The organism is Corynebacterium sp. 20-84 (assembly GCF_053479455.1).
In genome coordinates this window covers 129,336-143,997 of the sequence record NZ_JBRBCB010000002.1, presented here as the reverse complement: position 1 = coordinate 143,997, position 14,662 = coordinate 129,336, and the positions used below count along the sequence as shown (strand labels likewise).

General features: G+C 60.5%; 13 protein-coding genes. 9 read left to right on the top strand and 4 right to left on the bottom strand.

The window, feature by feature from the left end:
• The first annotated feature begins 263 nt into the window (after nt 1–263).
• The 8 genes from brnQ to ACUY2Y_RS02110 all read left to right on the top strand — a co-directional run bounded on the left by brnQ (nt 264) and on the right by ACUY2Y_RS02110 (nt 9,035).
• Nucleotides 264–1,664: a branched-chain amino acid transport system II carrier protein gene (gene brnQ, locus ACUY2Y_RS02145; RefSeq protein WP_448324611.1), complete on the top strand. Its 1,401-nt coding sequence runs from the start codon at nt 264–266 to the stop codon at nt 1,662–1,664.
• A gap of 66 nt (nt 1,665–1,730) precedes the next feature.
• A complete protein-coding gene (locus tag ACUY2Y_RS02140; RefSeq protein WP_448324610.1) occupies nt 1,731–2,708 on the top strand; it encodes an LLM class flavin-dependent oxidoreductase in 978 nt (325 codons plus the stop codon).
• A gap of 65 nt (nt 2,709–2,773) precedes the next feature.
• Nucleotides 2,774–3,547, top strand: coding sequence for a GntR family transcriptional regulator (locus ACUY2Y_RS02135; protein WP_448324707.1), 774 nt, complete (start codon nt 2,774–2,776; stop codon nt 3,545–3,547).
• Nucleotides 3,548–3,557: 10 nt separating this feature from the next.
• A complete protein-coding gene (locus ACUY2Y_RS02130) occupies nt 3,558–5,036 on the top strand; it encodes an ABC transporter substrate-binding protein (RefSeq protein WP_448324609.1) in 1,479 nt (492 codons plus the stop codon).
• A 23-nt stretch (nt 5,037–5,059) separates the two neighbouring features.
• Complete coding sequence (locus ACUY2Y_RS02125; protein WP_448324706.1) at nt 5,060–5,965, top strand: ABC transporter permease; 906 nt, start codon at nt 5,060–5,062, stop codon at nt 5,963–5,965.
• On the top strand, nt 5,962–6,747 hold the full coding sequence (locus tag ACUY2Y_RS02120) for an ABC transporter permease (RefSeq protein ID WP_448324608.1): 786 nt from the start codon (nt 5,962–5,964) through the stop codon (nt 6,745–6,747). The genes ACUY2Y_RS02125 and ACUY2Y_RS02120 overlap by 4 nt, the downstream gene beginning before the upstream one ends.
• A complete protein-coding gene (locus ACUY2Y_RS02115; RefSeq protein ID WP_448324607.1) occupies nt 6,744–8,138 on the top strand; it encodes an ATP-binding cassette domain-containing protein in 1,395 nt (464 codons plus the stop codon). Before ACUY2Y_RS02120 ends, ACUY2Y_RS02115 begins: the two co-directional genes overlap by 4 nt.
• Before the next feature lie 9 nt (nt 8,139–8,147).
• Nucleotides 8,148–9,035, top strand: coding sequence for a ribokinase (locus ACUY2Y_RS02110; RefSeq protein WP_448324606.1), 888 nt, complete (start codon nt 8,148–8,150; stop codon nt 9,033–9,035).
• Here the strand turns inward: ACUY2Y_RS02110 and ACUY2Y_RS02105 are convergent.
• From ACUY2Y_RS02105 to lepA, 4 genes are all read right to left on the bottom strand, one after another.
• Nucleotides 9,009–10,214 (bottom strand): alpha/beta fold hydrolase, encoded by a 1,206-nt coding sequence (locus ACUY2Y_RS02105; RefSeq protein WP_448324605.1) that lies wholly within the window; start codon nt 10,212–10,214, stop codon nt 9,009–9,011. The two genes, ACUY2Y_RS02110 and ACUY2Y_RS02105, sit on opposite strands and share 27 nt — an antisense overlap.
• Before the next feature lie 19 nt (nt 10,215–10,233).
• Entirely contained in the window at nt 10,234–11,424 is a 1,191-nt protein-coding gene (locus ACUY2Y_RS02100) for an ATP-binding protein (protein ID WP_448324604.1), read from the bottom strand.
• 70 nt (nt 11,425–11,494) lie between these two features.
• Nucleotides 11,495–12,022 (bottom strand): RNA 2',3'-cyclic phosphodiesterase, encoded by a 528-nt coding sequence (gene thpR, locus ACUY2Y_RS02095; protein WP_448324603.1) that lies wholly within the window; start codon nt 12,020–12,022, stop codon nt 11,495–11,497.
• A complete protein-coding gene (lepA, locus tag ACUY2Y_RS02090; protein ID WP_210572498.1) occupies nt 12,022–13,872 on the bottom strand; it encodes a translation elongation factor 4 in 1,851 nt (616 codons plus the stop codon). Before lepA ends, thpR begins: the two co-directional genes overlap by 1 nt.
• Nucleotides 13,873–13,966: 94 nt before the next feature.
• Between lepA and ACUY2Y_RS02085 the strand changes: the two genes are divergently transcribed.
• On the top strand, nt 13,967–14,659 hold the full coding sequence (locus ACUY2Y_RS02085; RefSeq protein WP_448324602.1) for a hypothetical protein: 693 nt from the start codon (nt 13,967–13,969) through the stop codon (nt 14,657–14,659).
• The last annotated feature ends 3 nt before the right edge of the window (nt 14,660–14,662 follow it).

Below are 14,662 nucleotides of genomic sequence, written 5' to 3'. Positions count from 1 at the left end.
CAGACGCATTTGAAACATCTGTGCGAACAGTATTGCAAACGACCTAGACACACCTCCTTGAAAGCACTCATAGTTATCCACAGATTCGCCAATACATTCGACTTCTTATCCACAAAATGCAGGTCGCATCGGAATTGGGAAGGAGGAATTTCGAACATGGACGGGACGTCGATAAGCAAATTTTTCACCCAATGGAACCCTGTTCCGCAGCATGAGATGATAGGGTGACCCCTACGATTAGTTCATTTTCCTAGGGAGGCCCAATGTCTACTGCGGTGTCTAGCGGCAACAAGACGCAGACCAGCGCGATCGTGATTACAGCGCTCGCACTCTTCTCGATGTTCTTCGGTGCCGGAAACCTCATCTTCCCGCCCATGCTCGCGGTACAGGCGGGCGAAAACTTTTGGCCGGCAATCCTCGGCTTCCTCACCACGGGTGCGTTGCTGCCCGTGCTCGCCGTGGTCGCGATCGCACTGTCCGGCTCGAATGTGCGCGACCTTGCGCAGCGCGCGGGCTCCTTGTTCGGCGTGGTGTTTCCCGTTCTCGCGTACCTCTCGATCGGCGCGTTCTATGCTCTTCCGCGTACAGGTGCCGTGTCCTTCGAGGTCGCCATCACGCCGGTGTTCGGTTGGGACAGCACACTGACCGCGGCAATCTTCAATATCGTGTTCTTCGGCATCGCCCTCGCCCTTTCTTGGAATCCGACGCGCATCACCGACACGCTGGGCAAATTCCTCACGCCGGCGTTGGTGATACTCCTGGTCGTCATGATCGGCATGGCGCTGTTCACGATGACGAACCAGCACTACACCCCGAGCGAGGATTACGCCTCCAGCGCGTACCCGGCGGGCGTCCTCGAGGGATACCTCACCATGGACTCGATCGCCGCACTGGCATTCTCCATCGTCGTCATCGCATCCCTGCGCAATAAGGGATTCGCCGAAGGTAAGCCCCTGGTTCGCAGCACCATCCTCGCTGGCCTCGGTGCAAGTATCTTGCTCGCACTGATCTACGTCGGCCTCGGTCTGATTGGCCGCGCCATGCCTGAAGCGACGCAGTACGACTCGGGGGCACCTTTGCTTGCCGACGCAGCCCTGCAGCTCATGGGCCGCCCCGGCCAAATCGTCTTCGCTCTGATCGTCGTTCTCGCGTGCCTGACCACCGCGATCGGACTGATCACATCCACCGCGGAGTACTTCTCCCAGCAGTTCGCGGGTTCGTACCACACCTGGGCCACCATTTTCGCTGTTGCCTCCGCGGTCATGGCGACGCAGGGCCTGGACTTCGTGATCGCCATCGCTGGTCCGGTCATCGGTTTCCTGTACCCGCCGGCGATCGCCCTGATCTTCGTCACCCTCATCGAGCCGCTGTTCCGCCGCCGCACACGCCTGCGCTGGGGCTTCTTCTTGCCGATCTGGGTCGCCGTCATCTGGTCGCTGATCTCCACCTTCATCAGCCTCGGGTGGGCTGCGGACGCACTGACGCCGCTGGTCGCGTGGTCGCCGATGCAGGGCTTCGATCTCGGCTGGCTGCTGCCGACGGCCGTGGCGTTCGCAATCGGTGTCGCCATCGACCTTGCTAAGCCACACGCCCCGCTGGAGATCGGCACGCAACGCACTGTAGAGGGCGAGACCCTCGAAGAAGCTGAAGCCAACCTCGCCTAACCAGAAATAAAGCGTCCTTCCACTTTGTTGCAAGGGGTGTACATTGCCCCGACTGGAAGGACGACCATGACTCCCCTATCCCTGCTGGATTTCTGCACTGTCCGAGACGACGAGACCCCTGGCCAGTCCATGGAGCGTTCCGTGGAATTGGCGCAGACGGCAGAGAAGCTGGGATATGGCCGGATCTGGTACTCCGAGCACCACAACATGCCGTCGATCGCATCGTCGTCGCCGGCGGTTCTCATCGCGCACATCGCCGCCAAAACCGAGAAGATTCGTCTCGGCGCTGGTGGCGTCATGCTTCCTAACCATGCGCCGTATGTGATCGCGGAGCAGTTCGGCACATTGGCTGAGCTGTATCCAGACCGGATCGATCTCGGGTTGGGCCGCGCACCAGGGACGGACCAAAATACGCTTGGTCGCGCTCTTCGCCGTGACCCGATGTCCGCGGAGAATTTCCCGAATGACGTGCTGGAGTTGCAAGGCTATCTCGCCGGGGATTCTGTCGTGCCAGGCGTGACTGCCGTGCCCGGGGCGGGCACGAATGTGCCTCTGTACATTCTCGGCTCGTCCATGTTCGGAGCGACGCTGGCCGCGAAGCTGGGTCTTCCCTATTCCTTTGCCTCCCATTTCGCGCCGACGCACTTGGAAGAGGCGACGACGTACTACCGCGAAAATTTCCAGCCTTCTGAGCACTGTGAAGAACCATTCGTCATCGCGGCGGTGAACGTCACCGCATCGGAGAGCGAACAGGATGCGGCGCGGCAGACAGAACTCGTGCGCCGGAAGCGCGTGAAGGCATTCCTCGGCCGCCAGGGACGGTCGTTGACCGAGGATCAGTTGGACACGGTGATGAATTCTCCGCAGGGCCACCAGATCGTCGGCATGTTGCGCTACACGGCACAAGGCACGGGCGAGCAGGTGGCGGAATACCTGGAGGGTTTCGCAGAGCACGCGAAGGCCGATGAACTGATGATTTCTTTCCAGTCTCCGACGCATGAGGAAGTACTGCATTCGATGGAAATTGTCTCCACATTTATGTAGAAGAAGAAATGCATATAAATGTTGGTTTCCAGCTCAAGCACTGTATTGTACTCACCATCTAGTGAATACTTGACAGGAGAATTACCATAGCCCGCCAACAACATCAGGAGATTGCGAACCACCTCCGCAGCCTGATCCACGACGGCACGCTCGCCCCGGGCGACCCGCTCCCTTCTGAAGCTGAGCTGTGCGAGAAATTCGATACGTCGCGCGGCCCCGTCCGCCAAGCTGTCGCAGCGCTCCGCGGCGATGGTCTGATTTCCTCCGGGCGCGGGCGGCGTTCGCTCGTTCTGGAAGCCCCGAAGTCCAACAGCTTCGACGCACTGATCTCCACCTCCTCCCTTTTTGCGGAGGCACAGCAGGAAGCGGGCGAGCGGATCCTCCGGGTCGCGCGCGAGCCCGCGTCCCAGGATGTCGCGGAGGCGCTCAACCTCCAGGTCAATGACCAAGTGGTGGAGATTGTCCGCATCCGCACGGCGAATGAGACCCCAGTCCTGTTGGAAAGGCTCGTGTTCCCACTCAAGTTCGGAGAGCGATTCCTCACGCTCGTTCCGGGCGAGCAGCCAGTGCACCAGCAGCTTTTCGACGAAGGCGTGGTCATCGACAACGCCTCCCGTACAGCAGAGGCGTCTACGGCGACACCTCGCCAGGCAGAGCTGTTGGGCATTTCCGAGGGCGACCCGGTGTGGCGACTGGAAATGCGGGCTTTCACGTTCCAGGGTGAACCCGTCGAGTACGCGGAGACTTTCTACCGGGGCGACATGGTCAAGGTCGGGCTGAGCAGTGTGAGGGGCGCGTCCATTCCGGTGAGGTTTGAGATCGCCGCAGCGCAAGAATAGCCTTTTGCTTATGAGAGCATTGGGTGCCGCAGTGGCGGTGCTGTCGGTCGGATTGCTGTCCGCATGTTCCGCGGGCAGCACAGCGTCGAATGTCGGCCGCATCGAACCGGACAGCGTAGTCGTGGGCACGACATCACCGCCCGCCTCGCTCGACTTCACCACCACGGGCGGTGCCGCGATCCCGCAGGCGCTTATGAACAACGTTTACGAGACGCTCGTGCTTATCGACGACAGCGGCCAACCCCAACCCCTCCTCGCCGAGAGCTGGGATGTCAACGAGGACAGGACGGAATATGTCTTTCACCTCAAAGACGGCGTGACTTTTTCAAATGGCGAGAAATTCTCCGCCGAAACGGCCGCGTTTTCCATCAATTATGTGCGCGAGGAATGGACGAATGGACTCGCTAAGCAGATGGACCCAGTCAAAGACGTCGAGGTGGTGGATCCACTGACATTGAAGGTGACATTGGATGCTCCGTCTAATAGTTGGTTGTGGTCGATGGGGACATTGACGGGGGCGATGATGGCCCCTGGGGGCGTCGATAAGCTAGCAACCGATCCCGTGGGGACCGGACCGTACGTGGTCGACAGCTTCGCGCTCGGCGAGTCCATTTCTTTTGATGCGCGGGAGGATTACTGGGGTGAGCCGGCGCGCCAAGATGCCGCGATCCGGTATTTCTCGGATGCTGTGTCGTCGGTGAATGCTCTGCGCGTCGGCGATGTCGATGTGCTGTGGGGGCTGCAAGCGCCGGAATTGCTGGAGACGCTTCCAAACTCTTTCGGCGTCGAGGTCGGAACGACGAACGGCGAGGTGCTGCTCAGCTTGAACAACCGGCGCGCTCCGTTCGACGACCCAGATGTGCGGAAAGCGGTGGCTTACGCGATCGACAGAGACGCGCTTAACGACGTCGTGTGGAAAGGCATGGCGAAAGACACCGGCGGTGCGCCCGTGTCCCCGAGCGATCCGTGGTTCACCGGGAAAGACTATTTTCCATTCGACCCCGACAAGGCCCGGGAGCTGTTGGGCGGCGACTCTCCAGAAGTGGTGATCACGGTGCCGTCACTTCCGTACGCCCAAGATGCGGCGGAGTTGATCTTCTCCCAGCTGAAAGACGTCGGCTTCGACGTCAAGCTCAAAACCGTGGAATTTCCGGCAGTGTGGCTGAACCAGGTCCTCCAGCAGGCGGACTACCAGTCGTCGTTGATTGCTCATGTGGAGCCGCGCGATATGCCGCAGCTGTTCTCCCCCGAGTATTACCTCGGGTTTGATTCCGAAGCTGTGCGGGATTCTTTTTCTCTCGCCGACGCGGGAACTCCTGAAGAAAATATCGAGTACATGGAGGATGCCGTCGATTCGATCATGGAAGACGCGGGCGCTGTCACGTTGGCGAATTTGCCCAATATTGTCGTCACCGCCCCTGGGGTGGAAGGCGTTGATCCGACAGTGGTCACTGACGGGATCGATCTGTCGGAGGTGACCAAACAGTGAGATCGGTCGTGCGGTTCTTCTCGATGCTCTTCGCGGCGAGCGTGATCATCTTTCTCTTGCTGAGGGCTGTCCCCGGCGACCCGGCGCGGATCGCGCTCGGTGTGACCGCCTCCGACGAGGATGTGGCGAAGCTCGCGAGCCAATTGGGCACGGATAAACCTCTGGTCCAGCAGTATTTCAATTGGATCGGCGGCATGGTGACTGGCAATTTCGGCACCTCGTTGACGAGCAAGCAGGACATCACTCCCCTGGTGCTCGACAGGATGCAGGTCTCCCTGATCCTGACGGTGAGCGCAATGATCTTGTCGATGGCGATCGCGGTTCCTTTGGGAACGTATCTGGTCCGGCGCCGCGGAAAATGGGACACGGCGATCGTCTCTGCGCTGACGCAGGTGGGGATCGCAGTTCCGAGTTTCTTGGTCGGCATTTTGACGGTGGCGGTCTTTTCCGTGTGGTTAGGCTGGTTGCCCGCCAATGGTTGGGTGCCGCCGAATGCGGGATTCTGGGATTTCTTGGCGCACCTGGTGTTGCCGGTGATCGCGCTGAGTTTGGTGCAGGCCGCCATTTTGACGCGGTATGTGCGCAGCGCCGTCAACGAAGAACTGGACAAGGACTACGTGCGCACAGCGAGGGCAGTGGGCTTATCGACGAGGCAGGCCCTGTACCGGCACGCGCTCAGGAATGCATTCCTCCCTGTTCTGACTGTGACAGGTTTGCAATTCACCACGCTGATCGTGGGCGCGGTGGTGATCGAGAAGGTGTTTGCGCTGCCGGGAATCGGCTCGATGCTGCTGGATGCGGTGGCGACCCGCGATCTGACCACGGTACAGACCTTGATGATGCTGCTGGTGGTGTTCACGCTCGCGGTGACGCTGATTGTCGATGTGCTGTACCGCTTCATCGACCCACGTTTGAGGAGGCAGGCATGAGGAAGATCATCGGCCTGGTGCTTGTGGGGATCGCGGTCTTATTCGCAGTGGTGGCGATGGTGTGGACGCCTTTCGATCCGGTGCATGCGGTGCCGGGCGAGAGCCTGCAGGGTTCGTCGCTCACTCACCTGATGGGCACGGATCAGTACGGGCGCGACGTGCTCAGCCGCGTCATGGACGGCGCGCGCACGACGTTGACTGTGGCTGTTGCGTCGGTGCTGCTGTCCGCGCTCATCGGTGTTCCGCTCGGAGTCATTGCCGGCATGAAGCGCGGCTGGACGGACGGGCTCATCATGCGGACGAACGATCTGCTGCTGGCGTTTCCGGCGCTCTTGTTGGCGATCGTGTTCACTGCGGTGTTCGGCGGCTCGATGTGGATCGTGGTGCTGGCGATCGGCATCGCCGGGATTCCGGGTTTTGCGCGGGTGTCGCGCGTTGGAGCTTTGCAGGTGATGGCGCAGGACTATGTGCTCTCGGCGCGGATCTCTAAAGTGCCCGGGTTCTTGATTGCGTGGCGGCATGTGCTGCCGAATATCACCTCGACCTTGGCAGTGCAGGTGTCGGTGGCACTGGCTCTGGCAATCCTGGCGGAGGCGGGGCTGTCTTTCCTCGGGCTCGGCACTCCTGCGCCCTATGCGTCGTGGGGCAGGATGCTGCAGTCGTCGCAGGCGTATCTGTCGACTGACCCGCACCTGGCGCTGTGGCCGGGCCTGGCGATCGCTGCGACTGTTTTGGGCTTCAACCTGCTGGGAGATGCTGTGGCTGATAGGAGGTCACGATGACCCTGGTTCACATTGAGGATCTGACGATCGACGGGATCCTGGAGGGCATCTCTTTCGATATTTCTCGTGGCGAGAGGCTGGGGCTGATTGGGGAATCCGGTTCCGGCAAATCCATGACCGCGCTGACCATCATGGGGCTTCTCGATGAAAGGCTCACTCCCCGTGGAACCGTCACTCTCGATGGCACCGACATGATCAAGTCTTTGCCACGCGTGAAAAGAAAGCTGCGCGGGAAGAAAGTGTCGATGATCTTCCAAGAACCGATGACAGCGCTGGACCCGCTGATGACGGTGGAGCACCAAGTCGCGGAGGCCTGCTCGTTGGAGAAGGCGCGGGAGCTCCTGCGGGAGGTGGGCGTGGAGCGCACTGCGAGTTACCCGCACGAACTGTCTGGCGGGCAGAGGCAGCGGGTGTTGATCGCGTTGGCCATCGCGGGCGATCCTGATCTGCTCATCTGCGACGAGCCGACGACCGCCCTGGACGTGGAGGTGCAACAGCAGATTCTGGATCTGCTCGACTCCCTTGTCCGGGAACGCGGGATGGCGCTGCTGTTCATCACGCATGACCTCGCCGTGATTCGGAAGATGACCGACCGCGTGATCGTGCTCAAGGGCGGACAGATCGTGGACGCTGACGCGGATCTCGACGATCCCCAGGTCGATTACACCGCTCAGTTGGTAAAGGCATCGAAGCCGGGTGCACCGGCAAAGATGCGCGCGACGGGCGATCCAGTCATCGAACTGAAGGATGTCACGTGGCGTCGCGGAAACACGTTGGCGCTGGACAACGTGAATCTGACGGTGCACAAAGGCGAGCGGATCGGCATTGTCGGCGGCTCGGGATCGGGAAAGACGTCGCTGTTGCGCGTCATTTCCGGGCTGAACGAGCCGGATTCCGGATCGGTGCGCGTCGACGGTGGCCTGCAGATGGTCTTCCAGGATCCGTATTCTTCGCTCAACCCGCGGCGGAAAGTACGTGATTCCATCAGGGAGGCAGGCGCGGACGAGGCGCGGGCAGAAGACGTTCTTTCCCAGGTCGGTCTGGAAGGGATGGGCCCCAGGTTCCCACACCAGTTTTCGGGCGGGCAGCGGCAAAGGATTTCGATCGCGCGTGCGGCGGCCCCGCACCCGGAGATCCTCATCGCGGACGAGCCGGTGAGCGCGCTCGATGTGTCGGTGCGTGCGCAGGTGCTCGAGCTTATCGACGACTTGGTCGTGCACGACAACGTCACACTCATCTTCGTCTCACACGACCTGTCTGTGGTGAGGCAAGTCTGCCCGACGATCGCGGTGCTGTACCGCGGCAAGATCGTCGAGACGGGCCCCACCGAAGAGGTCTGGGCGAACCCGCAGCACGAGTACACGCAGTCCCTTCTGTCCGCGATTCCGTAGGCTGAAGACATGAGCATCGTCGTTGTCGGCTCCATCAACGCAGACCTGACCATCAATGTGGAGAGGCATCCTCTCCCCGGCGAAACCCTGTTGGGCACAGGCGGCAGGATAACGCCCGGAGGCAAGGGCGCGAACCAGGCAGTCGCGGCGGCGCGCCTCGGATCCGAGGTTTTCCTCGTGGGAGCAGTCGGCGAAGATGCGCATGCGAAAGACGCGACCAATTTGCTTATCGACGCCGGCGTGGACCTCAATGCCGTCGAGATTTCCCCGAAGCCGACTGGTCTGGCGATCATCACGGTGGCGGCGGACGGTGAAAATACCGTCATGGTGGTGCCGGGGGCGAACGGGGATGTGGGGGCAGGTGTCGTCGATAAGCATGCTGCGTTGGTTGCGGGCGCGGACCTCGTCTTGTTGCAGGGCGAGATTCCTGCAGACGGCTTTGCGCGTGCGGTCGAGCTGGCTAAAGGACGCGTCGTGGTGAATCTGGCGCCGGTGATCGATGTGGACCGGAATGCGTTGAGGCGCGCTGATCCGTTGATCGTGAACGAGCACGAAGCGCAGCTGGTGCTCGGGAAGAAGTCTTCACCTGAAGCCTGCGCGAAAGAGCTGTTGCGCGAATTTCCTTCTGTCGTGGTCACGTTGGGCGCGGACGGGGCGCTGGTCGGGGGCAGCACTGGAATCGTTCGGGTCGCTTCTCCTTCCGTGACCTCGGTCGATTCTGTCGGCGCGGGCGACGCGTTCACCGGCGCGCTGTGCCACCGATTGCTCGCAGGAGACTCGCTCATCGAGGCGGCGACGTTCGCTGCGCGCGTTGGTGCGTTCTCCGTGACGCGCCCCGGCGCACAGCCGTCATACCCGGATTATTCCCAGCTAAGCCTCGAAGACTGCGCGGAATAAATCTTTTCCGTGGTTATAGATTGCATCGTGGTCCCACTCGGGGTGGGTCCAGACGGTGAGATTGCCGATCGCGGAGGCTGCCTGTTGTGCCAGGTCGATCGGAACGAACATGTCTCTTTCGAAGAGAGCGACGGTGGCGGGGACCTCGTTTTGGGCGAGCTGGGCTTCGTCGAAAAGCGGGGGCCAGTCGTATGTCTCCATCTCCTCGACCACGGCTCTAAACGGTGTTAGCGCGGGATCTTCCTCGAAATGGTGCGCGAAGAAATGGTTGCCGAGCAAATAGTAGGGCTCAACCGCGGTTGGGTCTGCTGCGAGGCGCGATTGCCCTACCGCATCCGAAGAACCGATGAGGGTCTGGTGGACGACCGGCCACAGCGGGTTCACCTCCGTGCTGATGAAACTGCTGACCTGGGCGAGAAAGTCCTTCCGCAGTCGCTTTTCGTGCTCGTAGAAAGGCGATTCGAGCAGGTTGGCCAGCATGCTGAAGCCGAATTCTGCGCCTAATGCCACCCCGATGAAGCGGAAACGGTTGGCAGAGAGCCTTTCTCCAGTAGGCAAGAATTCGTCTGTTTCTTGCAGGTGCGCGCACACTTTTCGGACGTTCTCTTCGGCATAAGGAACGGCATCGTAGAAGCTTTGGCAGCGCTTATCGACGAGCTCCAGCGTGATCTCGTTGTACTCGTCCGAGGTCCAGCCGATGTGGGGTAAAGCGCCGGTGAGAAATGCCCTTCCAAGTCCTTCCGGTGCAAAGGACAAATAGGCGCCCACACAGAGGGCGCCGAAAGAGTTTCCGAAGACGTCCCACGTTTCAAATCCGAGGTGCCGGCGCAGGTCTTCTGCATCTGCGACCACGTCCGGGCAGCGCAGTTTGGACAGGATCTCCGGGCGGATGAGGTGCGGGGTTCCCTTGTCGATCTTGCCGGAGCGGCCGGTACCGCGTTCGTCGAGAAGAAAGACCCGGTAGTGCTTCAACGCCTCCGGAATCCACCCCTGCATCACACGCGGGGCGGGGTTGCCCGGCCCGCCCTGAAGAAAAAGGAGCGGCGGAAGCGTTTCGTCTGTGTAGAGTTCCCGGGCGAACAGGGTGAAGGTGCCGAGTTCCGGCTTCGATCTATCCCACGGGACGTCGAGCTCGTGAGTTTTAGTGGACGCTTTCGGAGGGATGATCGTGGAAAACACGCTTTGAGTATAGGCGGGATTAATCCAGAGCTTTTCCATCCAGAAATTCAAATGCGTCAATCCACCTGACGTTGCCCGTGTTCGGTGGAATACGGTCAGCGGTGATGAGATAGCCGTTTCCGTTCAAGGGACGCAATTCACGCTCGAGGGTGGACGGGTCTTCGGCTGAGAGTGCGACCTGGATATTTTTGGTGTCATTTCCACGCGTGGCCACGAAGTCGATTTCCGCGTTTCGCAGATGTCCTGTCGCGACTTTGTAGCGACGTCTGCGCAGCTCGAGATAGACCATGTTTTCCAGATCGTGGCCCCTGTCGACATCCCTCGAACCGAGCAAAGCGGTGCGCAGCCCCGGGTCGACGAAATAGTATTTTCCGTTTGTCTTCAACCATTGTTTTCCCTGCGTGTCGAACCGGGGGCAGCGGTAGATGAGGTGGGCATCCTCCATCAATGCGAGGTAGCGGTCGACTGATTCGGGCGAAGAAGAATAGCCCTGGCTCTTCAAGTGGTTGCTAATCCGGTTCGTCGAAAGCGGCGAGCCTGTGTTGTCGAATATGAAACGCGCGACGCGAAGGAAGACTTCAGTGTCACGGATTTGGCCACGGGTAGCGATGTCACGGGTGAAAATCGAGTCGAAAAGACCCGAGTTGATCTGATCCGTGATGTCCGGATCCCAAGCGAGAACTGCCGCCGGAAAACCGCCGATGCGCATCCATTCTCGGTAGGACTTTTCGATGCTCTCACTGTCTTTCCTGAACCTGCGGAACTCCGCGAGGGAGAGCGGCAGCATGTGGAGCTCGATATAGCGGCCGGCGAGATAAGTCAGTGACTCTCCCGAAAACATGGTGGCATTCGACCCGGTGACGCAGATTTCCATGCCGGGATTCACGCGCAGGGAATTGATCACTCGTGACCAATCGTCCAATTCTTGAACTTCGTCGACGTGGAGATACTGCACCCCCTTCGACTCGTGCTGCTCGAGCACATACCCCAGGAAATTCTCTGGATCGCGCAGTTTGTCGTTTGCGGCATCTTCGAAATTGATGGTGAGAATTTGTTGGGGGTCCACTCCCCCGCGAACGAGATCTTCACGGTAGAGCTCGAGCAGGGTGCTCTTTCCGCATCGGCGCACCCCGGTAATAATCCGCACGAGATCGCGGTCGGTGACGCGACGCAGGAAGTCGAGATAGTTGTCTCGCGGAAAAGCTCTCATATTTTTCAGGTATACCTGAAAAACTTGCAAGAGTGGAAAGTTTTCAAGGTATACCTGAAAAACTTGCGCACTATCGCAGTGAGAACTTTTCGATGATCTCGTAGCGGGAGCCGCCGCTGCGGCCCTGCCCAAGGTGGGATTCAACGAGGCAGATCTCGTCGGCGGTGAAGTCGGGGCCGCGGTAGACGGACAAGGCGCGGACGATATCGGGGACGGCACGGCCGGTGCGGCCGATGGTGAGGTGGGCGCGCTGGCGGGGGCGGACGTCTTGGATTGGGTCGGCGCTTTCCGCCATCAGGGTTTTGAGGTTGTCGGTGTCGCCGCCGACGCCGGTCCATAGGGTGCGGTTCTCGAATGCGCCGGCGCCGGCGAGGTGCAGGTTCAGCGGCGGGTGGAACGCAACTATCTGTGCGAGGTGCGCACGGATCGCAGAGGCATCGTTGGGCTGGTCGCCGTAGAAGGCGAGGGTGAGGTGCCAATTATCTGGGTCGGTCCAGCGCATCTCCTGGCGGGAGAAATCGCGGATCGGGCGCAGCGCCGTGACAAGGTGTTCTTTCGCCTCGTCGGATGGGAACAGCGCCGCGAAGACCCGGATCATTATTCCTCGTCGGTGGACAGCGCCGCGACGAATGCCTCCTGCGGGACCGTGACGGAGCCGATGGACTTCATGCGCTTCTTACCGGCCTTCTGCTTCTCCAGCAGCTTGCGCTTACGGGAGATATCGCCGCCGTAGCACTTGGACAGGACGTCCTTGCGCAGGGCGCGGATATTCTCGCGGGCGATGATCTTGGAGCCGATCGCCGCCTGGACGGGAACCTCGAACTGCTGGCGCGGAATGAGCTCTTTGAGCTTCTTGGTCATCTTGTTGCCGTACCACTGGGCGGAATCGCGGTGGACGATGGCCGAGAATGCGTCGACGGGCTCTCCCTGCAGGAGAATGTCGACCTTGACCAGGTCGGCTGGCTGCTCGCCGGCTTCTTCGTAGTTGAGGGAGGCGTACCCCTTGGTGCGGGATTTGAGCATGTCGAAGAAGTCGAAGATGATCTCACCGAGCGGCATGATGTAGCGCAGCTCGACGCGCTCCTCAGAGAGGTACTCCATATTCTTCATCTGGCCGCGCTTGGACTGGCACAGCTCCATCGTTGTGCCGACGAATTCCTGCGGAACGATGAGCGTCATGTTGACGATCGGCTCGAAGACCTCCTGGAGCTTTCCGCCGGGCCAGTCGGACGGGTTGTGCACCAAGGACTCAGTTCCGTCTTCAGCGACGACACGATAGGTGACGGACGGCGCGGTGGAAATCAGATCGAGGTCGAATTCGCGTTCCAGGCGGTCGCGGGTGATCTCCATGTGGAGCAGGCCCAAGAAGCCGCAGCGGAAACCGAAGCCGAGGGCGACGGAGGTCTCGGGCTCCCAGGTGAGCGAGGCGTCGTTAAGCTGAAGCTTTTCCAAGCTCTCGCGCAACGTCGGGAAGTCCTCCTGGGAGACAGGAAACAGGCCCGAGTAGACCATCGGCTTGACGTCCTCGAAGCCTTCGAGTGGCTCATCGGCACCTTTATTTGCCCAGGTGACGGTGTCGCCGACACGGGTCTCGCGGACATCTTTCACGCCGGTGATGAGGTAGCCGACCTCGCCGGGGCCGAGACCTTTTGCCTTCTGCATCGTCGGGGAGACAATGCCGATTTCGAGGATGTCGTGGGTGACGCCGGTGTTCATCATGGTCACCTTCTGGCCGGATTCGAGCTTTCCGTCGATCATGCGGATGTAGGTGACCACACCGCGGAAGGTGTCGTAGACGGAGTCGAAGACCAGAGCGCGCGCGGGAGCATCGACGCCTTCTGCGGCGAGAGGCGTCGGCGGCGGGACAAGCTCGACGACCTTGTCGAGCAGTTCCGGAACTCCCTCGCCTGTTTTTCCGGAGACACGCAGGACGTCTTCTGGCTCGCAGCCGATGATGTGGGCGATCTCTGCGGCGTATTTCTCTGGATCGGCAGCGGGCAGGTCGATCTTGTTCAGCACCGGGATGATCTCGAGGTCATTTTCCATCGCCATGTAGAGGTTGGCGAGGGTCTGGGCTTCGATGCCCTGCGCAGCGTCGACAAGCAAAATCGCACCCTCGCACGCGTCGAGCGAACGCGACACCTCGTACGAGAAGTCCACGTGGCCGGGCGTGTCGATCATCTGCAGGATCGTCTGCTGCCCGTCCTTCGTGGTCCACGGCAGGCGCACATTCTGCGCCTTGATCGTGATGCCGCGCTCGCGCTCGATATCCATGTTGTCCAGGTACTGGTCGCGCATCTCGCGCGCCTCCACAACGTTGGACAGCTGCAGGATTCGGTCCGCGAGGGTGGACTTGCCGTGATCGATGTGCGCGATGATGCAGAAATTGCGGATCTGCGCCGGATCCGTGAACGTCGTCAACGCGAAATTCTTGTGTGCCATCGCCATCCCTCCTCAAAACTAAGGTCACCATACCGTGCGCTGAAGAACGAAGGGCAATCGCCATTACGCGCTAAAGTATGCGAGCAGAAAGGAGATCCGTGTGACTGACAACAACCCTTGGCTCGGCGCGCAGCCGATGCGCCGCGAATGGAATGCAACGGCGGAATTATTCCCGAAGGATTACAGTCGCTTCGTGCTACCCCAGAGTCTGTCTCAGCTGCTGAACGGCACGAATGCGCACACCTTCCGCACCTACGACGAGTTCATGCGCTTCATCGAACCTTCAGCGCCAGCGGCCCCGACGCGGAAAAGATCGATCATGGCCACCAGCCGGTTCCTGCTGGCCGGGGTCTGCTTCGTTCTCGCACTGATTGTGACGCCGATCGGCATAGCCATGTCCGGCCCGGGAGTCATCGCCACGGGCATCGGTTTCGGTGCGGCATCGGTCATTTTCGCGCTCGTCGCGCTCGGCCAGCAAGCGATCTACAGTTCCGCGCAGAAACGGCAGCTTCCGCCCCAGCAGCGGTTGGTCCAGAAATTCGGCGGGGATCCCGCGACGGCCCTGCCGGTCTTCATCGTCGACCGGCTCGCCATGACTGCCGAGGAAAATGACGTTCTCGATCAGTGCATCGGCCTCTATAACTACTGCCAGGCGAATAATTTGCCGTTGAGCGCCGACCACTGGCGGTCGCTGACCCAGCACGCGCTCGCCCAAACACGTTTTGCGCGCAACACGGATCAGCCCAAAGCGCTCACAGATTTGCGGGCAAGCATTCAGCGCCTCGAGCTTTAATTC